Annotated in this window: 18 protein-coding genes; 4 read left to right on the top strand and 14 right to left on the bottom strand. The window is 39.2% G+C overall.

The window, feature by feature from the left end; all coding sequences use genetic code 11:
- Window positions 1–3 precede the first annotated feature (3 nt).
- The 7 genes from Q4597_RS00590 to Q4597_RS00560 form a co-directional block, all read right to left on the bottom strand.
- Entirely contained in the window at window positions 4–1,926 is a 1,923-nt protein-coding gene (locus Q4597_RS00590; RefSeq protein ID WP_215437898.1) for a penicillin-binding protein 2, read from the bottom strand.
- Window positions 1,927–1,974: 48 nt separating this feature from the next.
- A complete protein-coding gene (locus tag Q4597_RS00585; RefSeq protein ID WP_215913839.1) occupies window positions 1,975–2,484 on the bottom strand; it encodes a rod shape-determining protein MreD in 510 nt (169 codons plus the stop codon).
- Entirely contained in the window at window positions 2,474–3,295 is an 822-nt protein-coding gene (mreC, locus tag Q4597_RS00580) for a rod shape-determining protein MreC (RefSeq protein ID WP_215913840.1), read from the bottom strand. Before mreC ends, Q4597_RS00585 begins: the two co-directional genes overlap by 11 nt.
- 89 nt (window positions 3,296–3,384) lie before the next feature.
- Complete coding sequence (locus Q4597_RS00575) at window positions 3,385–4,413, bottom strand: rod shape-determining protein (protein WP_013992538.1); 1,029 nt, start codon at window positions 4,411–4,413, stop codon at window positions 3,385–3,387.
- 66 nt (window positions 4,414–4,479) lie between these two features.
- The gene (gene purH, locus Q4597_RS00570) at window positions 4,480–6,009 is read right to left on the bottom strand and encodes a bifunctional phosphoribosylaminoimidazolecarboxamide formyltransferase/IMP cyclohydrolase (protein WP_303404363.1); all 1,530 of its coding nucleotides are present in this window, start codon (window positions 6,007–6,009) and stop codon (window positions 4,480–4,482) included.
- A gap of 176 nt (window positions 6,010–6,185) precedes the next feature.
- Window positions 6,186–6,644 (bottom strand): GAF domain-containing protein, encoded by a 459-nt coding sequence (locus tag Q4597_RS00565; protein ID WP_215437907.1) that lies wholly within the window; start codon window positions 6,642–6,644, stop codon window positions 6,186–6,188.
- A gap of 87 nt (window positions 6,645–6,731) precedes the next feature.
- A complete protein-coding gene (locus Q4597_RS00560; RefSeq protein WP_303404362.1) occupies window positions 6,732–7,802 on the bottom strand; it encodes a hypothetical protein in 1,071 nt (356 codons plus the stop codon).
- 214 nt (window positions 7,803–8,016) lie between these two features.
- Here Q4597_RS00560 and Q4597_RS00555 point away from each other — a divergent pair, with 214 nt between their 5' ends.
- From Q4597_RS00555 to Q4597_RS00545, 3 genes are all read left to right on the top strand, one after another.
- Complete coding sequence (locus tag Q4597_RS00555; RefSeq protein ID WP_303404361.1) at window positions 8,017–8,430, top strand: HYC_CC_PP family protein; 414 nt, start codon at window positions 8,017–8,019, stop codon at window positions 8,428–8,430.
- Between the two features lie 175 nt (window positions 8,431–8,605).
- The gene (locus tag Q4597_RS00550; protein ID WP_303404360.1) at window positions 8,606–10,864 is read left to right on the top strand and encodes a TonB-dependent receptor; all 2,259 of its coding nucleotides are present in this window, start codon (window positions 8,606–8,608) and stop codon (window positions 10,862–10,864) included.
- 27 nt (window positions 10,865–10,891) lie between these two features.
- The gene (locus Q4597_RS00545; RefSeq protein ID WP_303404359.1) at window positions 10,892–11,248 is read left to right on the top strand and encodes a heavy-metal-associated domain-containing protein; all 357 of its coding nucleotides are present in this window, start codon (window positions 10,892–10,894) and stop codon (window positions 11,246–11,248) included.
- Window positions 11,249–11,679: 431 nt separating this feature from the next.
- Here Q4597_RS00545 and groL read toward each other — a convergent pair whose 3' ends face one another.
- From groL to miaB, 7 genes are all read right to left on the bottom strand, one after another.
- Window positions 11,680–13,311: a chaperonin GroEL gene (gene groL, locus Q4597_RS00540; RefSeq protein ID WP_215437917.1), complete on the bottom strand. Its 1,632-nt coding sequence runs from the start codon at window positions 13,309–13,311 to the stop codon at window positions 11,680–11,682.
- Window positions 13,312–13,413: 102 nt separating this feature from the next.
- Complete coding sequence (gene groES / locus Q4597_RS00535; protein ID WP_194525858.1) at window positions 13,414–13,692, bottom strand: co-chaperone GroES; 279 nt, start codon at window positions 13,690–13,692, stop codon at window positions 13,414–13,416.
- Window positions 13,693–13,836: 144 nt separating this feature from the next.
- Window positions 13,837–14,199: a preprotein translocase subunit SecG gene (gene secG / locus Q4597_RS00530; protein ID WP_215437920.1), complete on the bottom strand. Its 363-nt coding sequence runs from the start codon at window positions 14,197–14,199 to the stop codon at window positions 13,837–13,839.
- A 6-nt stretch (window positions 14,200–14,205) separates the two neighbouring features.
- Window positions 14,206–15,126, bottom strand: a complete 921-nt coding sequence (locus Q4597_RS00525; protein ID WP_303404358.1) for a hypothetical protein — start codon at window positions 15,124–15,126, stop codon at window positions 14,206–14,208.
- Window positions 15,127–15,190: 64 nt separating this feature from the next.
- A complete protein-coding gene (locus tag Q4597_RS00520) occupies window positions 15,191–15,709 on the bottom strand; it encodes an LptE family protein (RefSeq protein WP_215913849.1) in 519 nt (172 codons plus the stop codon).
- 59 nt (window positions 15,710–15,768) lie between these two features.
- Entirely contained in the window at window positions 15,769–17,037 is a 1,269-nt protein-coding gene (locus Q4597_RS00515; protein ID WP_215437930.1) for a sigma 54-interacting transcriptional regulator, read from the bottom strand.
- Between the two features lie 29 nt (window positions 17,038–17,066).
- The gene (miaB, locus tag Q4597_RS00510) at window positions 17,067–18,512 is read right to left on the bottom strand and encodes a tRNA (N6-isopentenyl adenosine(37)-C2)-methylthiotransferase MiaB (protein WP_303404357.1); all 1,446 of its coding nucleotides are present in this window, start codon (window positions 18,510–18,512) and stop codon (window positions 17,067–17,069) included.
- A gap of 330 nt (window positions 18,513–18,842) precedes the next feature.
- On the opposite strand from miaB, the gene Q4597_RS00505 reads away from it, so the two are divergent.
- Window positions 18,843–20,141, top strand: coding sequence for an LVIVD repeat-containing protein (locus Q4597_RS00505; RefSeq protein ID WP_303404356.1), 1,299 nt, complete (start codon window positions 18,843–18,845; stop codon window positions 20,139–20,141).
- The last annotated feature ends 29 nt before the right edge of the window (window positions 20,142–20,170 follow it).

Below are 20,170 nucleotides of genomic sequence, written 5' to 3'. Positions count from 1 at the left end.
ATGCTATTGTTCTGATTGGGTTGCTTGTTCTTGGTACTTTATAGAATGCTTGCTCCAATCGTATTCGTTTATTTTAAATTCTTTGCCACTGTATGGTTTAGCGTATTCACTTTCCAAAGTTCGCTCTAGCATTCTTTTTTCCAGGTCTTTTCGGGTGATTTCGCCTTTAAGGTATTTTTCAATCATCAAAGAGGCAATATGTCCGGCGTACCTAGATCCGTAGTATCCGTTTTGAATGTATACGGCTATGGCAATTTTGGGGTTTTCTACTGGAGCAAAGGCCACAAAAACCGAGTTGTCCGTTAATTGGGTCTTGACGCTATCTATTTTTATAAAATTCTCTACGGTACCGGTTTTTCCTGCAATTTCAATATCCGGTATTTGTATGTATTGTGCCGTTCCTTTGTGATAAACGTCTGCCATACCTTGAATTACAGGTTCAAAATGTCGCTTATCAATAGTAGTGTGCTTTGGCTCTACAAAATCTGGGATACTTATTTCTTTGCCGTCTATTTTTTTAAGAACATGAGGCGTATAGAAAAAGCCTCTGTTGGCTATGGCAGCGGTCATGTTGGCCAACTGTATTGGGGTAACGTTTACCTCTCCTTGTCCAATGGCATTGGAGTAGGTGGTAGTGGCAGACCATCTTTTGTCTCCTTCTCCGTACCATTTATTGTACAGGGCGGTACTGGGAACACTACCAGGCCTTCCCGTGTAAAGGTCGGAGCCTAGATAAGACCCTAGTCCAAAACTTCTAACATGCTTCTCCCAGGCATCCATAGCGTCGCTATTGGATGGGAATTGTTCAAATAATTTTTTATAGGCACCTACAAAATAAGCGTTGCATGATTTGTAGATTCCGTTGTTCAACGTTCTTACGCCACCACCACAGTGACAGCCCTTTTTACTTCTACCGATAAAAAAGCCGTGGTGACAAGTAAATGTAGTAGATGGTGTAATAGCTCCTTCTTGCAATGCAATTAAAGCATTAATGGCCTTGAATGGAGAACCTGGACTTTTTTCAAACGAAATAGATCTGTCAAACGTTGGTTTGGAGATTGAATCGTAGTGTAGCTTGCTATAATTAGCAGATCTTTTTCTCCCTACTAAAAGAGACGGGTCATAGGTAGGCCCTGAAATCATGGATAATATTTCTCCGGAAGACGGTTCAATGGCAACAATACCGCCCCATTTTCCGTGCATAAGACGCTCTCCATACTCTTGAAGATGTTTGTCTATAGTAATATTTATTTCAAAACCTTGTTCCGGTAAGGTGTCCAAGGTTCCATTTTTGTAGGGTCCAATATCTCTGTTGAACCTATCTTTTTGAATGTATTGTACGCCCTTTCTTCCTCTTAAAATATCCTCATATACTTTTTCTACACCTGTACGGCCGGTAAGTTCACCCTGTACGTAATAGGGGTTTTTTGCCAAATCACGTTCGTTTACTTCACTAATGTAACCCAATACGTTTGCGGCACTATTAGTATCATAATAGCGTAGTGAACGTTTTTGGATGTAGAAACCGGCATAATGGCGCATTTTCTCCTGAAGTTTTGCGTAATCTTCTTTGGAGAGTTGAGGAACAAAAACTGAAGGAAGTCGTGGGGAATAAATCGTAGCTTTGCGTAGTTCCTTTTTAAATTTTTCTTTATCTATTTTTAGGAGTCCACAAAGTTCCAATGTGTCTAGCTCACGAACCTCACGAGGTATAACCATGACATCATAAGCTGGATCGTTACCTACTAAAAGCTCCCCATTTCTATCGTAAATATAACCGCGCTCAGGATAATCATATACCCGTTTTATTGCGGGGTCTTCTAAAACTTGGTCAGGGGAAAAGCTGAATATCTGCAGATAGGAAAGCCTGCCGAGAAACGTAATACCAATAATTACGATAATGGATGATAATAACAGCTTTTTCATCTTAGATGAAATTTTTGATTAAAGAAGTTTATAATTTTTTTCGCTTGTTTACTCTTTGCGAACACTAAATAGTGAACCAAATAATAAGCAAAGAATAAGAGTTGCGGTGCCCGTAGCCAATACTTTTTTCAAAATTAATAGGAAATTAGCCAAACTAAAAATTTCCAGAGTAAAGAAAACAAAGTGATGTACTATAATTAATAACGCCAAATACGTAATTTGTTGTACCCTAGTGGTGTTACTTAATTTAAAACTTTGAAATTCAAAGTTAACACCAAAAACAAATCGCATAATTGCGGGCCTCATATAGGCTATTGTAATGGTAGATGCTGCGTGTATGGCCATCGTGTCCGAAAAGAAATCTATTGCAATGCCCAGTAAAAAGCCAAGACCTATAAATGCCGCCCTGTTTTCTTTTATGGGGTACCAGTAAAGAAACAGAATGTAGACCATAGGGTTTATGAACCCAAAAAAATTGAGCCTATTGAACACAAGCACTTGTACCAGTACTAGTAGTATAAAACGAATGACGTTTAAGAAGTAATAGTTACTGACCATTGGTCTCCGTTTGTTTTTCTAGTTCTAAAATTTCTTCGCGGTAAGAATTATCTATGATGTAGACGTTCTTGATGTTGGTCATATCGTTAAATAGGGCTACATCTATGTTGTAAAAACTCTTAGAAGTATTTAGGTCAAATTTTCTAATGGTTCCAATAGGTATGTTTTCTGGAAAAATACTACTCATTCCTCCAGTTACAATAGTATCTCCAATGGTAAGTGGCACCAATCTAGGTATATCTACCAACTGCACTACATTATATCTTTTTGTATCCCATACCAAAGAGCCAAAATGGTCGGTATTCTTTATTTTGGCGTTTATGTTGGATTTTTCGTTTAAAATAGACTGTACCGTGGCAAAATTATTCGAGGTGTTTTCTACAATGCCCAAAATACCTTTGCTGGTAATTACACCCATATCCGGCTTAACACTATCCTTTTTACCTTTGTTTATGGTAACGTAGTTGCGGGGGTCCGCAAAACTGTTCTTAATGACCTTACCCGTAGTAATAGTATATGTTAGTTGTACCGAATCTAAGATGGTGGAGTCTATTTCCTTTTTGTTGAAAAGCAGCTTGCGCAGGTACTCGTTCTCCTGCATTAGCTTCTCGTTTTCCTTATCCAGGCCAAAATAGGTAGAAACATCATTTGAGGTTTCTAGGATATTGCCCGTAATCCAGTTGGACGAGTTGAAAAAACGGGATTGGTGATACGAGTGAGACTGTATCGTAAAGCCCAAAGAAACAATCATCAATAAGACATAAAGAAGGAAATTCTTATATCGTATGATAAAGTTGATGATCTGCTGCATTCACTAATGGATTTGGTGAAACCTGCGAAGCAATTCCGAATGGAAATAAAATTTAAACCCTTTTGAAATCGCCCCGAAATCTTTAGGTTTTATTTGATAAGGATACTCTTGTAGCGCTCTAAGTTTTTAAGTGCTATACCTGTACCCCTAACTACGGCACGTAACGGGTCTTCTGCGATATATACAGGTAGGTCTGTCTTTTGTGATAGCCTTCTGTCCAATCCACGTAACATAGAACCACCCCCTGCTAAATAAATACCGGTGTTGTAGATATCTGCGGCCAGTTCCGGTGGAGTCTGGGAAAGTGTTTCCATTACGGCATCTTCTACACGTAGAATGGATTTGTCCAATGCTTTCGCAATTTCACGATATGAAATCTGGACTTGCTTAGGCTTTCCTGTCAATAGATCACGACCTTGTACCGATTTTTCGTCCGGAGGTGTCTGTAAATCTTCGGTAGCCGAACCTATTTCTATTTTTATATTCTCTGCAGTAGCCTCACCCACATAAAGGTTGTGCTGCGTACGCATGTAATAAATAATATCGTTAGTGAAAACATCACCTGCAATCTTAACGGATTTATCGCAAACGATTCCTCCAAGGGCTATAACAGCAATTTCTGTAGTACCGCCCCCTATATCTACGATCATGTTTCCCTTTGGCTGCATAATGTCGAGCCCAATACCTATAGCCGCTGCCATTGGCTCATGGATCAAGTAAACTTCTTTACCGTTTACACGTTCTGCAGATTCTTTTACGGCACGCATTTCCACTTCGGTAATACCGGAAGGAATACAGATGACCATACGAAGTGCAGGTGGAAACCATTTCTTTTTTAAAGCAGGGATATTCTTGATGAACATATTGATCATCTTTTCCGATGCATCAAAATCTGCAATAACCCCATCTTTTAACGGGCGTATTGTTTTAATGTTTTCGTGGGTCTTGCCCTGCATCATGTTCGCCTCTTTACCTACGGCAATTATCTTGCCTGAAATACGGTCACGAGCAACGATGGACGGGCTGTCCACAACTACCTTGTCCATGTGAATGATAAGGGTGTTCGCCGTACCTAAATCGATGGCGATTTCCTCAGTCAAGAAATCAAAAAATCCCATTTGTAATCTTGTTTGGTTATGTTACTAGCTTGATAGGGGTATGTTTCATCGACAAAAGTAATGAAATTAATGCTTGAAATGACGGGTGCCCGTCATAACCATAGATACGTTGTTTTCATTACAGTAATCAATACTCAATTGGTCTTTTATAGACCCGCCCGGCTGTATAACGCTAGATATACCACTTTTATTGGCTATCTCTACACAATCTGGGAAAGGAAAGAACGCATCGCTCGCCATTACGGCTCCTTCAAGGTCAAAATTAAACGATTTAGCCTTGTGAATTGCTTGGTTTAGAGCGTCTACACGAGAGGTTTGTCCGGTTCCGCTAGCACATAATTGTTTGTTTTTAGCTAAAACAATTGTGTTGGACTTGGTATGCTTACATAATTTGGAAGCAAAAATTAAATCTTCCAAATCCTGTTCCGATGGTTTAGTGTTCGTTACGTACTGTAAATCTTCTATGGCATCCGTTCTATGGTCCTTGTCTTGAACTAAAAATCCGTTAAGACAAGTTCTGACCAAAGTATCCGGCAACGCCACATCATTCTGAACAAGAATAATACGGTTCTTTTTGCCTTTTAGTATGTCAAGTGCTTCTTGAGAATAGCTTGGCGCTATAACTACCTCGCAGAACAAACCGTGAATTTCTTCTGCCGTAGGTTTGTCAATTTCAACATTACTGATCAAAATACCTCCAAAAGCAGAAACGGGATCACCGGCCAAGGCATCTACATAGGCTTGGTGAATGGTCTCGCGTTGTGCAAGGCCACAAGCGTTGTTGTGCTTTAATATGGCAAAAGTTGGCGCATCGTTCTTGAATTCGTTCATTAGGTTAACTGCTGCATCAACATCTAAAAGGTTGTTGTACGATAATTCTTTGCCGTGTAGTTTGTTGAACATGGCCTCAAAATCACCAAAGAAGAACCCTTTTTGGTGTGGGTTTTCCCCATAACGCAAAATTTGCCCTTTTTCTTCGCTTATTTTAAGCGTAGCTTCTTGTTGTTCTTTATTAAAGTAGTTGAAAATAGCTGTGTCATAGTGAGAAGAAACGTTGAACGCTTTTGATGCAAAACGCTTGCGGTCTTCTAGACTTGTACTTCCGTTACCTTCTGTGATAACGTTTAAGAAATCTGCGTAATCTTCCATAGAAGAAACACAAAGCACATCTTTGAAGTTCTTGGCAGCGGCACGTATAAGAGAAATACCGCCTATATCGATCTTTTCAATAATATCTTGTTCCGGAGCACCGCTGGCTACGGTTTTTTCAAAAGGATAAAGATCTACGATAACGATATCCAATTGTGGGATTTCAAATTCTTCTAACTGGGCAACATCACTTTCATTGTCCTGTCTGTTAAGGATGCCTCCAAAAACTTTAGGGTGTAAAGTTTTAACTCTTCCTCCTAATATAGAAGGGTAGCTGGTTACGTCCTCTACGGGCACAACATCAACACCTAGGTCTTTTATGAACTTCTCGGTTCCTCCGGTGGAGTAGATTGTAATTCCTAATTCTTGGAATTTTTTAATGATAGGTTCTAGTCCATCTTTATGGAATACGGAAATAAGTGCAGAAGAAGCTTTTTTGATGCTCATTTTAATAGGATGTTGTTACTAAGTTAAAAAGACACGCAAAAGTACTTTTTTTGAAAGAAAAAATAGCCGAGGTTATCAACAAAACAGCTAAAGTTTTAAACTGATTCGTGTCAAATAACACGGGGTGGCATCGATAAACGGCATTGATATATTAAAAAAGTGCTTTTAGGTATGGGTTATGGGATGTATATTTTGGCCACTTCGGTATTTATAAACTCTAAAAAGCGTTCGTCTTCTTCCGTAAATGGATCTGGGGTATTGGAATCTATATCTATTTGACCAACGTTTTCACCATTAATAAATAGTGGAACCACAATTTCTGCCTTTACCGTAATACTGCAGGCAATATAATTATCCTGAGCCTTAACGTCCGGTACAACAAAATTTTGATTGGATACTGCAACTTGGCCACAAATACCCTTGCCAAAAGGTATAATTGTATGATCGGTAGGTGCGCCTGCATAAGGGCCTAATTTTAATTCTTCCTTATTGCCGTTTTTAAAATAGAACCCTACCCAATCATAATGGGGAACGGTTTCTTTAAGAAGCTCGCAAAGGTTTTGCAGTCTGTTTTCTACGGTTGTTTCGGTAGAGTGTAGTATGGAAGACGCTTGGGTGCGTAATGTGTTGAACATGCTAATTTTTTGTGCAAAAATAAGCTTTTGTAAACAAAAAAAGGGTGCCGAATTAACGACACCCTCTTTTCAATATTTTAAAATATTTTATGGTTGTATTTTTACATCAAAGACAATGTAGTCATCGTTGTTAAAACCAGGTTGAATCTCAGTAATTTTAATAAGACCCTTTTTACCATAGTTGTCTACAAATTCAATGACATCTCCAACGGCTAATACCCCAGTTGTCTGAAAGGTAGATTTAGTAACAAAGTTTAGTTCGCCTGATAGGATAATGGCGTCGAAACCTGCGCTATTTGTTGTTGAAAGTTCAAAGTATGTGTTGTTCAAGGTCTCGGTAGCAGCATTTTCTTCAGTTGATTCAGCTTTTAAACCTTCTACAGGAAAACCAAAAGATTCATCGTAAGTAGCAGTTGAAGCAAAATAGGCTTTATCATTCACATAGTAATATCCAAAATCCCAGAAAGCTCTGAATTCTGGTCCTTCGTTAATTCTGTAAACAGTTTTGTTTAACAAAGAGAAGAAAGATTTGGTTGTGCCGTCTGCAGCTGGAGCAAATAGTTTTATGTCTGTAAATGAGCGAACTTCTGCCGTAGGGTTAACACCATTACCAACTGTAACGGTAATTGTACCTACGCCCAATGCTTTTCTTTTAGTGGCATCCCTAAAATCTCCCTTTCCGGTCGTAGTCCAGAATTTGTATACTATTTCTCCATTGTCAATATCAGGAACCGGAAGTTCAAAAGTAAAGTCAATAGCTTTTTGGGTATCTCCATCTAAGTCAACAGAACCATCACCTTTTAAAGCTTCTTTGAGGTCTTTGCCTTCTATATTAAAGTTATTAAAAGGCATATCTCCACTTCCGGATATGTTTTGGGTGATGTACAATCTTTTTTGGTTGTTTACGGAAGTATAAATAATACGCCCAGGAACAGTTGCGCCTACTTCGCCAGATGCTTCAGCAACTAAAATGTCATTGGAGCTATCATTTTCATTGATTATTAATGTGGCTGTGTTTGATCCGTCAGGATTTTCTTGTTCCTGATCTGTGGGAGTGTCAAAAACAGAACCTTCATCGCTACTACAGCTAGAGGCCATAAAGGCTAATGCAAAAATTGCAAATCCAGATTTTACTACTGATCTAATATTCTTCTTCATTTCTAAAATTTTAAGTTGAAAGCGGTTAGTGAATCGGATGTACTGTAAGTTTTATCCGTTATAATTAGTACCTCTACAACGATCTAATTCTATTTTATTGCCCTAAATGTCAGTTTTAAATTCATTTAATCATGAATTAGCGGGAAACTCTAAATTTTAGTTAAAGACTAGGGCTAAAAATAAGAATGGCAGTTTATTTCTTAAATTTGCCTTAATGAACCGAAAGATACATTCTTATTTTGCTTGCTTCATGGCGTTGGTGCTACTGGTTTCTACTACTTCCTTTAAAGTAGAAAAGCACTATTGTATGGGGTATCTTGTGGATGTTGCGTTTTTCTCGGATGCCCAGGATTGTGGTATGGCAATGTTTTTGGATGAGAATATAGGTTCTACCGTAGATAAAATGTCATGCTGTAATAGTGAGTTGATCGCTATGGAAGGGCAAAACGATGTAAAACCTTCTTTTAACGATTTTAACCTTGACCAGCAAATGGTTTTGGTTGCGTTCGTTTATTCTTATGGGGCTCTTTTTGAGCCGGTAGGGGCTAAACATGTTCCGTACAGTCACTACAATCCTCCCAAAATAATCAAGGATATTCAATTACTTGATGCTGTCTTTTTAATTTGATTTTTTTCAATTTTTTGTGCTGTACTGCATAGTATGGTTTCGGTTGGTTTAATCGGAGCATCTCATGTGGTAAGGTAGTTCTCTTAAGGCTATAGGTCTAATTTTATTGGGTTGTTCCAGTAGGGGACTACGAATAAAACAAACAAATTGACAATAGAAAATTCAATTTAAATAGATGAATAAATTAATAATAACGCTTGCCTTGTTATTGCCTTGGCTCTCTTTTCCTCAAGAAAAGGTAGATGGAACAGTGGTGGAAGCAGGCAATAGTAATCCGTTAGGACTTGCGGGGGCCAATGTATATTGGATGGATTCCCAAATAGGAGTAGTAACGGATATAGATGGAAAATTCTCCATTCCTTATAAAAAGGAGTATAATAAACTGATCATTAGTTATGTGGGCTATGAGTCCGATACCTTGTTGGTAAATGCCCCTAAAACAATACGTCACGGTTTAAAGCCCTCCAATGAGCTGGAAGAAGTGGTGGTGCAACAGGAACGGGACCATATTCAAAAAACCTACTTTAGCCCACAAAATACGGTGACCGTAAATAGTGCGGAGTTGTTAAAGGCGGCCTGTTGCAATTTAGCTGAAAGTTTTGAGACCAATCCCGCAATAGATGTAAACCTATCCGATGGGTTAACGGGAACAAAACAAATTGAGATGTTAGGACTTACCAGCCCGTATTTAATGATTACCCAGGAGAATATTCCAATGGTGCGCGGTGCTTCGCAGGCATACGGACTCACATTTACCCCAGGTACTTGGATCGAGAGTATTCAGATTACCAAAGGTGCGGGTAGTGTGGTAAACGGCTATGAAAGTATTTCGGGTCAAATAAATACGGAATTGGTTAAGCCTTTAACGGATAGTTCTGTTTTTATAAACGGATATGGTAATGAGAACGGGCGGTATGAACTGAACACCCATTTTAATAAAAAGTTGTCCGAAAAATGGAGCACTGGACTTTATATCCACGGAAATAAAAGGACCCAAAAAGAAGATGATAATGAAGATGGGTTTCTTGATGCTCCCCTGGCAGACCAAATTAACGTAATGAACCGCTGGCAGTACCAAGATGCGGAGAAGGGTTGGGTAAGCTTTTTTAATGTCCGGTTTTTGAATGATGAAAAGCAAGTTGGAGAGGTAGATTTTAACCCTGATACGGATAGGGTAGATGGAGCAAACGGATTGCAGAATGAAGCCGAAGTATGGGGGAGTGAAATTAACACCCGCCGTTTTGATACTTCTTTAAAACTAGGTTACGTTTTTCCGGAGTTGCCATTTCAGAGTTTCGGTTTTCAAACGGCTTATAGTTTACACAAACAGGATTCGTATTTTGGTTTTAGAACTTATGATATTAACCATGAGAGCATCTACACCAATTTGCTTTTCAACTCTATCATAGGAGATACACGCAACAAGTTTAAAACAGGATTAACCTTTGCTTATGACGGTTATGATGAAATGGTAACCGCTACGGATTATTCTAGGGAAGACCGTTCGGTAGGTGCTTTTTTTGAATATAGTTATGAGAATTTGGAAAAGGTAAGTCTTACTGCCGGTGTTCGTGTAGACAACCACAATAGGTTGGGTACGTTCGTTACCCCAAGATTCCACATGCGATATACACCTTGGGAAAAGGGAAGTTTGCGAGGTTCTTTTGGTAGGGGTAAGCGCGCGGCCAATATTTTTGCGGAGAACCAACAGCTTTTTGCTTCTGCACGTGAGATAAAAATCTTAAACTCTAGCGGAGAAGTGTACGGTCTTGATCCCGAGGATGCATGGAATTATGGGGTAAGTTTTTTGCAAGGGTTTAATTTTCTGAATGGAAAAGGGGATATCTCGGTAGACTATTATATTACCCATTTTGAAAATCAGGTTGTGGTGGATTGGGAAAGTTCACAAGAAGTCTTATTTTATAATCTGGAAGGAGATAGTAAGGCAAAGAGTTTTCAGGTTGAAGTGAATTATGAGCCTCTACCTCGTTTAGATCTGCGGGTTGCGTATAAAAATTATGACGTAAAAACCGATTATCAAAGCGGTAGTCTTCAGAAGCCGTTACAGGCTCAAGATATGTTCTTTGCCAATGTTGGTTATGAGACAAAAGCAAAGGAAAATGGTTCTAAGTGGAAGTTTGATTATACGTTGCATAGTGTGGGAGAAAAACGATTGCCGGATACGAGTTCAAATCCAATAGCGTATCAACTGTCAACTACATCATCGCCCTATAATCATATGAATGCACAGATAACAAAAGTGTTCTCTAATACGTTTGAAATATATGTAGGGGGAGAGAATTTATCCGGAGTACAACAAGATAATCCGGTTTTAGGGGCTGACGATCCTTTTGGCCCCAACTTTGATACTACTATTATATATGCGCCTATTATGGGGCGTATGTTTTATGGAGGTTTTAGGATTAAAATTTAATAACACTACTAATTAATACATATACAAATGAAAACTACAGTTTTATCAATGGCGATGGCCCTTTTTACTTTGGTGACCTTTGCCCAAGAAAAGAATAAGAAAATGACCTTTGACGTTAATGGAAAATGTGCCATGTGCAAAGAACGCATAGAGGAAGCGGCACTTAATGTAAAAGGGGTAAAGTATGCCTCGTGGGATATACCAACGCATCAATTGGCGGTTATTATGGACGAGCGTAAAACAGACCCCATGAAAATAAAAACTGCTATTGTAGCGGTAGGTCACGATACCAAAGAATTAAAAGCTACAGAGGAAGCTTACGAAAGTGTGCACCCTTGTTGTAGATATAGAGAAGATAATTCAGATGATGGTGCTGACCATTAATATTTAAGCGTCTAATGGCTAGGGTGTTAAAGGTGTAGGGGCAAGGTTAAGTTGGCTAAAAAATTTTAGTTAATTTTTTCCCAATAAAAATATCACGGATCAAAAACTGATCTACCTTAGATTAGTTTTATTTAACACACGAAAATCATGGCACAAGCAAAAAATGCAGGTAAATCATCTGCTAAGCCGTTAGCAGCGAAAGCTGGTAAAAAGGCTGCTCCGAAAGCTGCTCCTCGTAAGAAGTAGTTAGGTTACGGCCTGGAATAGGCGCTTACCGTTCGGACATGAAAACCACCTTCTGTAAATAAAGAAGGTGGTTTTTTTGTTGGTAAAAGGGTATAAAAAAACCGCTCCTGAAACTTCAAGAGCGGTTTTAATTATAATATATGTCGTCCGCAAACAAGCTGAAAATTGCCTGTGGCGGCTCGCCACTACATCATGCCTGGCATTCCGCCTCCACCCATTGGTGGTGCAGCAGGGGCATCTTCTTTAATATCGGTCAATGCACACTCGGTAGTTAAGATCATGCCGGCAACAGATGCGGCATTCTCCAATGCAACACGAGTTACTTTCTTAGGATCGATAATACCGGCTTTTGTCATTTCAACATATTTCTCGGATTTAGCATCGTAACCGTAATCTCCTTTACCTTCAAGGATTTTAGCAATTACAACTGAACCTTCACCACCTGCGTTAGAAACGATAGTCCTTAACGGTGCTTCAATGGCGCGGGCAACAATCTGTAGACCTGTAGCTTCGTCCTCATTTTCTGTAGCAACTTTAGAAAGAACCGCTTTAGCTCTAACCAAGGCAACACCACCACCGGCAACGATACCTTCTTCTACAGCAGCTCTTGTTGCATGTAAGGCGTCATCTACACGGTCTTTCTTTTCTTTCATTTCAACTTCTGATGCAGCACCTACGTAAAGTACGGCAACACCACCAGCCAACTTGGCCAAACGCTCTTGAAGTTTTTCTTTATCGTAATCAGATGTAGTGGTCTCAATTTGAGATTTGATCTGGTTTACTCTCGTTTTGATATCTTTTGCAACACCACCACCATTTACGATAGTTGTATTGTCTTTGTCTATCTGTACTTTTTCACAAGTACCCAACATGTCTAGTGTAGTATTGTCCAAAGAGAAACCTCTTTCTTCAGAAATAACCGTACCACCAGTTAGGATAGCGATGTCTTCTAACATTGCTTTTCTACGGTCACCAAAACCTGGAGCTTTAACAGCAGCAATTTTTAAAGAACCTCTTAATTTGTTTACTACCAAAGTAGCCAATGCTTCACCATCAACATCTTCTGCAATGATCAATAAAGGTTTTCCGGATTGGGCAACTGGCTCCAATACAGGAAGTAAATCCTTCATAGAAGAAATCTTCTTATCAAATAATAAGATGTATGGGTTTTCTAGGTCAGAAACCATTTTTTCTGAATCCGTAACAAAGTATGGAGAAAGATAACCTCTGTCAAATTGCATACCTTCAACAACATCTACATATGTGTCGGTACCTTTTGCTTCTTCAACGGTAATTACACCTTCTTTACCAACTTTTCCGAAAGCCTGGGCGATCAAGTCACCAATAGTTTCGTCATTGTTGGCAGAAATAGAAGCGACTTGCTTTATTTTTTCTGAAGAATCACCAACCTTTTTAGATTGCTTGGCCAAGTTTTCAACAATAGCTTCTACGGCCTTGTCAATACCTCTCTTCAAATCCATTGGGTTTGCGCCGGCAGCAACGTTTTTCAAACCTTCTTTAACAATAGCTTGAGCCAAAACTGTAGCTGTAGTAGTACCGTCTCCCGCAAGGTCATTGGTTTTAGAAGCAACTTCTTTAACCATCTGGGCACCCATGTTTTCTAGAGGGTCTGCCAACTCAATTTCTTTTGCTACCGTAACACCATCCTTGGTTACCTGTGGAGCACCAAAAGATTTGCTGATGATTACGTTTCTACCTTTAGGACCTAATGTTACTTTAACTGCATCTGCCAATGCATCAACGCCTCTTCTAAGGCCGTCGCGTGCATCAATGTCAAACTTTATATCTTTTGCCATAATAAATATTAGTATTAGTTTTTCTCACCAAAGTGAGAGTCTTTTGAATTTATCTTATGTACTTCCTTAAAAATTCCAGTGGTTAATGGAATATGAAAGAAACTATATGATTGCTAAAACGTCACTTTCACGCATCATAAGGTAATCAACGCCTTCAAGCTTAAGCTCAGTGCCTGCGTATTTACCATATAAAACAGTATCACCAACTTTAACTGTTACTTGCTCGTCTTTGGTGCCAGGTCCAACGGCAACTATTTTACCTTGTTGAGGTTTTTCTTTGGCAGTATCTGGAATGTAGATACCTGATGCTGTTTTGGTTTCGGCAGCCATAGGTTCAATAAGAACCCTATCCGCCAATGGTTTAATGTTCACTTTTGCCATATTTTTAGTTTTTAGTTTGAAAAATTATATTCTCAGGTGGTACTAGGCAGAAATTATGCCATTACGGGAAAACTGACACATTGTTAAACCAAAAATGCCAGCTTGTCACTAAGCTGGCATTTTTGTATATGAATGTAAGTTGTTTTATAAACTATCGGCAGGAGAACTTGCTGGTTCAGGAGCCTGTTCCGGTAAAGCTTCCGGCACTGTTTCTGGAACAACGGTCTCAATGCCGTCTCCGTTCAGTAATTTTGAGTCTGTGTCACTAAAGTTTCCTTTAAGGGCAACGTTAGAAGCTAGGATAAGAACAACAAGTAAAATGGATAAGGTCCAAGTACTTTTGTCCAAGAAATCTCCTGTCTTTTTTACACCGCCAACAATTTGACTGCCACCGCCACCAAAAGAAGATGACAACCCGCCACCTTTAGGGTTTTGAACCATGATGACTAGTATTAGCAAAAAGCAAACTATAATAATAAGGATTAAAAAAATGGTGAACGTACTCATAATGCCTTACTTATTTTCTTGTTGTAATTTTTCTACCGCTTTAATTCGGTCTGCAAAGAAACCACTTTTTTCCGGATATTTCAAACTTAAAATTTTATAAGATTGAATGGCCTTTTTATACTTTTTTTGCTCTAGGTAAACCTTTGCCAAGGTTTCGGTCATCAGTTCCTTTTTGTCAAGCGTAACAGAGCTTTCTATAGCAATCTTTTGAACGTCTTTGTTGGGTTTTATTTTTGGGTTTTCTGCAATGAACTTGTCAATAAGGTCAAACTTTTTCCTTTTAAGGATTTCCTCTTCTAAGGGAAATGCAATAGGTTCAGGTTCTTCTTCAATGGTTTCTTCTGCAGCTGTGTTTTGCTCTTCTCTTTTAACAGATGTAAAGGTGGTAAGCTGAAGCCATTCTGCGAACGAGTATTTTTCCCTTTTGGTAAAGGGTAGGGGTTCTCCCAACTCCAATTTTTCCGAAGCTTTTCTTTTGGCTTCCGCTATTTCTTCATCAATCTTAGGGTCTTTAGATTGAAAGAGTTTGGGGTCCAATAATTTGTCAGCATCTGCGGATGTTAGCGGAATAGGAATTTCTACAGGGCTGCTTTCGTTTTTGGCGGTCTCTATTTCCTCCGAAATAATTTCAGTTTCAACTAGTGTTGTGGCTTTGCCCGAAATTTTATCGGCAATGGTATTCTGTAAAAATTCCTCAGAAGTAATAAAGTCAAAAAGAACATCACGATCCGTAGTATATGCGGCGGTTACTTTTAGTGCATTGTTGTATTTAAAACTGTTCAGATTTTTTAGCCCCTTTAGTTGTAATGCACGTGCGGCCTGAAAGTACGGGTAATCTTCCAAAACCTCTTCCAGTTGTTTGGTCTGAAGTGGAGATACCACTTTGTCCGGGTGCTGTAAAAGGTATGTAAAATCTTGTACGTTCATTGTGTTGGGTTACGGGTAATACTGCGTATTCTTGTTTTTTTGGACCTATAAGTTAGAAAACCTTTTACCAATCTGCCAAGGAAGCGTTGAATATATCTTGGGTGATCCGTTCAAAAATAACTTCTAAGGCTTCGGTCTTTACGGCGGACAGCTGTGAGTTTGCGGGGTAATCATAGAAAAATGAAAAGCGCTGGTCAAAATCTGCATCTTCCTTTGTTTTATTATAAAAACGGACTTTAACCGCCATGGATAACCGGTTCTGTGCCGCAGTTTGTTGTGCTGTTGCGCTCATTGGAGATATGCGGAACTCAACTATTTCGCCTTCATACAACAAATCGCCGTTGGAGGAGGTCAAATCAAGACTGGTTTGGTTTAAAATACGATCTTGGAGCGCCAAAGTAAAATCTCTTTCCAGTCCGGGTTCAAAAGTAGAACCAGGGTTTTGGGTAGCGTAATTTTGAAACCTAGGTACCGTAAATGTAGTGGCGGTACCTACATTACCTCCTGTAAAATTGTAAACACCACATCCATTAAGCGAAAGGATCAGAATGAGGCTGAAGGCTAAGTATAAATTCTTTTTCAAAGTACTATGTATATTAAAGTTGTTACGGCATAAAACACTAATGTGGTGTTCTAGGTCTGTTATAAATCGTACTGTTTTATTTTACGGTAAAGTGTTCGCTCCGATATTCCTAGTTCTGCTGCTGCGGCTTTTCTTTTGCCACGGTTACGTTCCAAGGATTTTTTTATGAGTTCTACTTCCTTTTCCTGTAAAGATAAGGTTTCTTCTTCTTGAATTTCTTCGGCAAAATGGTACTTGTCCTCTACGGTAGGTTTGCTAACGGGCTTTTCTATCCGTGGTTCGGGAAGGTGTAACACTTCTAATGGCGTACGCTCCTCTTCTTCTACCGCTTCGTCATGGTCGCCATAAATTTTTCTGATCAGGCCTTCGTTCTCTTCTTGAACTTTTTCACCATCATTGTTCTTCATTAACTCTAAGGTGAGTTTCTTTAAATCGTTTAGGTCGCTTTTCATGTCAAAAAGAACCTTGTAAAGAATCTCCCTTTCATTACTGAAATCGCTTTCTGCCTTTTTTTGACCAATAACGGCAGGTAAATTAGTGTTGTTGGAATTTGGAAGGTAACCGTTTAGGGTAGACCAAGATACACTTCTACTTTCTTCTAGGACGGAAACTTGTTCGGCAATATTCCGTAATTGACGAATGTTACCAGGCCATCTGTATTTTAACAAAAGGTCTACCGCATCATCATCTAGACGAATAGTAGGCATCTTGTACTTCTGTCCAAAATCCGAAGCAAATTTTCTAAAGAGTAAATGTATGTCTCCCTGTCTTTCTCGTAACGGTGGAATATTAATTTCTACTGTACTTAACCTATAATAAAGGTCTTCCCTAAATTTTTCTTTTTTAATGGCATCGAACATGTTTACGTTCGTTGCCGCTACAATGCGCACATTGGTCTTTTGTACTTGGGATGAACCCACTTTTAGGAATTCACCGTTTTCAAGAACCCTTAATAATCTAACCTGGGTGGTAAGGGGCAATTCTCCTACTTCATCCAAAAAAATGGTTCCACCATCAGCAACTTCAAAATAACCGCTTCGGGTTTGTGTGGCTCCGGTAAAAGCACCCTTTTCATGACCAAAGAGTTCACTGTCTATAGTGCCCTCTGGAATAGCTCCACAGTTTACGGCAATATATTTGGCATGTTTTCTATGGGATAGGGAATGGATTATTTTAGGAATGGCCTCTTTACCCACACCGCTTTCACCTGTTACAAGAACAGAAATGTCCGTAGGGGCTACTTGTATGGCTTTTTCTATAGCACGGTTAAGTTTTGGGTCATTGCCAATTATCTCAAATCGTTGTTTTATGGCTTGTACGTTTTCCATGGTTCTTTGTGGTTCGGGGGTGTTGGTTTCTAGTTGTTGTCTGAGTATCCTACGGCTTCACCAATTAAGGTGGCAGAAGTACAGTCATCCATTCGTACCATAACAAAGTCACCGATCTTGTAATCTTTTCTTGGGAAGACTGCAACGGTATTTTGTGAGTTGCGTCCCATGAAATGTTCTTCCGATTTTTTTGAAGTGCCTTCAATTAAAATTTCCTGAACCTTGCCCAAGTGTCTTTGTGTACGCTCTTGGCAATGTTCTCTTTGAAGGGCGATAACTTCAGATAGTCTTCGCTTCTTTGTTTCTTCGGGAACATCATCCTCCATTTTTCGTTCGGCCAAAGTTCCAGGTCTTTCGGAATAGGAGAACATATATCCAAAATCATACTTTACATATTCCATTAAAGATAAGGTGTCTTTATGGTCATCTTCGGTTTCTGTTGGGAAACCAATGATCATATCCTGTGAAATGGAACAATCGGGAATTATTTGGCGAATATTATCAATAAGTTCAAAATACTCCTCGCGGGTATGCAAACGGTTCATTTCTTTTAATATACGATCACTACCACTTTGCACCGGAAGGTGAATGGAATTACAGATGTTCTTGTATTTGGCCATGGTGTGGATAACATCTAAGGTCATGTCCTGTGGATTGGAAGTAGAAAACCGAATACGCATTTTGGGTTGGGCCAATGCCGCTTTTTCCAACAATTGCGAAAAGTTCACTGCGGTTGCCTTTTCCATATCCGAGGCTTTGCTGAAATCTTTTTTCAATCCGCCACCATACCATAGGTAACTATCAACATTTTGGCCTAAAAGGGTAATCTCTTTGAAGCCTCTGTTCCATAGGTCGTTTACTTCGTCTATGATAGATTGTGGGTCGCGGCTACGTTCACGACCTCTAGTAAAAGGAACTACGCAGAAAGTGCACATATTATCGCAACCTCTGGTGATGGATACGTAAGCCGTTACTCCATTGGTGTTCAACCGCACGGGCGAAATATCTCCGTAAGTTTCATCCTTGGAAAGAATAACGTTTACGGCATTACGGCCCTCTTCTATTTCTTGTATCAGATTGGGTAGGTCTTTGTAGGCATCCGGTCCCACGACCATGTCCACTATTTTTTCCTCTTCTAAAAATTGATGTTTTAAGCGTTCGGCCATACAACCAAGTACACCCACCTTCATATGGGGGCGGTCTCTTTTAATGGCGTTAAACTTTTCCAGACGCTTACGAACAGTAAGTTCCGCTTTCTCGCGAATGGAGCAGGTATTTACCAATACCAAATCTGCTTCGGTAAGGTTTTGGGTGGTATTAAAGCCTTCATTGGCTAAAATGGACGCGACGATTTCACTGTCCGAAAAATTCATCTGGCAACCATAACTTTCTATATAAAGTTTTTTGCTGTTGGAATTTTTCTTGCCAAGTGCCAGGGCGGAACCCTGAAGCGATTCGTCTATAATTTTCTCCATATCTATTGTTGCCTTTCTAATATAACGGGCAGCAAATATAGGGCTTAAAACAGGTTTGTGACAAATTGACAGTAAAATTTAATATTATTTTACAACTCCCTAGAGAGTAGTTCATCTGTTTTCCTGAATTCTATAGCCAGAGCTAATAATGCAAACAACGTATTGTGGGTCCTTAGTCTGCTCCTAGTTGTTTTTGTGATCACTATGGGATTGTAAGGTAATTGGGAAATTTAAAAATCTCTCTGCCCCATACGCAACGGATTCTATTGTTGTGTATCTTATTAAGGTATAGGGTGTAAAGGTTGCCTCAATAAACATAAAGACCAAACTATGAAGAAGAACCTGTGTTTTATATTGCTAACTGCTATTGTTACTTTAGTTTCCTGTAGTGATGATAAAGATGATGTTGCGGGTAAGGAGTACCGTGTTGCAACACCTTTGATTGCGAATCTCTCTGAATTTAAGGAAGAAGCCGTAGATGTTACGGAACCTGTTCCAATGATAGAGTCCGGTAAAATTTATGCATACCAAGATTATGTTTTCGTTAACGATGTGCATAGAGGCTTTCATGTTTTGGATAACAGTAATCCGTCAAGTCCCAGTGCTATTTCATTTATAAAGCTCGAAGGTAATTATGATATTTCCATAAAGGACGACCGTTTGTATGCGGATAGCTATGGAGATTTGGTTATTCTGGATATATCGGATATCAATGATATTAAAATGGTGCAGCGCATAGAAGGTGCTATTTATCAGCAATTTTGGTGTACCGTTGGTTTTGATGTGGATTGGCCGGAGGCGGATTTTTATGATTATGAGGGTTTTGATGCTTCCAAAGAGGCTATAGTGGGTTGGGAAGTAAAGACGCAACGCCTTTCGGAAGACGAGCTTAGGGATAAATATGGTGTTGGTGGAGATCCCACTATAGATTTTGCTTTGAACGATGCAGTGTCGGAGATAACTCCAAGAACTGGTGGTACGGGGCAAGGTGGGTCATTGGCTCGGTTTAAAATTGTGGATGATTATCTGTATGCGATAGAATGGTCAAGCATTAGTGTTTTTGATATTTCCAACTTGGATAACCCTAAGGTTTTGGAAGATGTATACGTAAATGGTACAATTGAGACCATATATAATCAGGGAGATATTTTGTTCATAGGTGGTACACAAGGCATGTATATATATGATATATCATCACCGGATAAGCCAGAATTTATATCGGAGTTTGTTCATGGCACAGCCTGTGATCCGGTAGTTGTAGATGGTGATTATGCATTTGTAACCCTTCGTGGGGAAAACTCTTGTGGCAATACGGAAAGCGGACTATATATCGTTAACGTGTCCAATCTGGCCAGTCCAGAGTTGGAAAAGTTTTATCCTTTGGATGGTCCTTATGGTATCGGTTTTAAAGGAAACAACCTGTTTGTTTGCGATGGTGATTCCGGTTTAAAGGTATATGATAAGACCAATGTTAATGATTTGAAGTTAATAAGTCATTTTAAGGATGTTGTTACTTATGATGTTATTCCTTTGGAAGATTCTTTGCTCATGATAGGCGATAAAGTACTCTATCAATACAAGTACTTAAACAATGACCTACGGTTGTTAAGTACCTTCAGCTTAAAGTAAAATAAATTTTAAGAAATGAAAACACCCCT

Origin of the sequence: Zobellia sp. 1_MG-2023 (assembly GCF_030549125.1) — a bacterium.
Classification (GTDB): Bacteria; Bacteroidota; Bacteroidia; order Flavobacteriales; family Flavobacteriaceae; genus Zobellia; species Zobellia russellii.
Note: the sequence above shows the minus strand (reverse complement) of the source record. Positions and strands in the feature narration are given on the sequence as shown.

Excerpts from the sequence above, each read along its gene's own strand:
- Q4597_RS00585 (WP_215913839.1), bottom strand. The coding sequence starts at position 2,484 with ATGGTCAGTAACTATTACTTCTTAAACGTCATTCGTTTTATACTACTA.
- Q4597_RS00515 (WP_215437930.1), bottom strand. The coding sequence starts at position 17,037 with ATGGAAAACGTACAAGCCATAAAACAACGATTTGAGATAATTGGCAAT.
- Q4597_RS00550 (WP_303404360.1), top strand. The coding sequence starts at position 8,606 with ATGAATAAATTAATAATAACGCTTGCCTTGTTATTGCCTTGGCTCTCT.
- mreC (WP_215913840.1), bottom strand. The coding sequence starts at position 3,295 with ATGCAGCAGATCATCAACTTTATCATACGATATAAGAATTTCCTTCTT.
- secG (WP_215437920.1), bottom strand. The coding sequence starts at position 14,199 with ATGAGTACGTTCACCATTTTTTTAATCCTTATTATTATAGTTTGCTTT.
- Q4597_RS00525 (WP_303404358.1), bottom strand. The coding sequence starts at position 15,126 with ATGAACGTACAAGATTTTACATACCTTTTACAGCACCCGGACAAAGTG.
- purH (WP_303404363.1), bottom strand. The coding sequence starts at position 6,009 with ATGAGCATCAAAAAAGCTTCTTCTGCACTTATTTCCGTATTCCATAAA.
- groL (WP_215437917.1), bottom strand. The coding sequence starts at position 13,311 with ATGGCAAAAGATATAAAGTTTGACATTGATGCACGCGACGGCCTTAGA.
- Q4597_RS00575 (WP_013992538.1), bottom strand. The coding sequence starts at position 4,413 with ATGGGATTTTTTGATTTCTTGACTGAGGAAATCGCCATCGATTTAGGT.
- miaB (WP_303404357.1), bottom strand. The coding sequence starts at position 18,512 with ATGGAGAAAATTATAGACGAATCGCTTCAGGGTTCCGCCCTGGCACTT.
- groES (WP_194525858.1), bottom strand. The coding sequence starts at position 13,692 with ATGGCAAAAGTGAACATTAAACCATTGGCGGATAGGGTTCTTATTGAA.
- Q4597_RS00565 (WP_215437907.1), bottom strand. The coding sequence starts at position 6,644 with ATGTTCAACACATTACGCACCCAAGCGTCTTCCATACTACACTCTACC.
- Q4597_RS00505 (WP_303404356.1), top strand. The coding sequence starts at position 18,843 with ATGAAGAAGAACCTGTGTTTTATATTGCTAACTGCTATTGTTACTTTA.
- Q4597_RS00555 (WP_303404361.1), top strand. The coding sequence starts at position 8,017 with ATGAACCGAAAGATACATTCTTATTTTGCTTGCTTCATGGCGTTGGTG.
- Q4597_RS00560 (WP_303404362.1), bottom strand. The coding sequence starts at position 7,802 with ATGAAGAAGAATATTAGATCAGTAGTAAAATCTGGATTTGCAATTTTT.
- Q4597_RS00545 (WP_303404359.1), top strand. The coding sequence starts at position 10,892 with ATGAAAACTACAGTTTTATCAATGGCGATGGCCCTTTTTACTTTGGTG.
- Q4597_RS00590 (WP_215437898.1), bottom strand. The coding sequence starts at position 1,926 with ATGAAAAAGCTGTTATTATCATCCATTATCGTAATTATTGGTATTACG.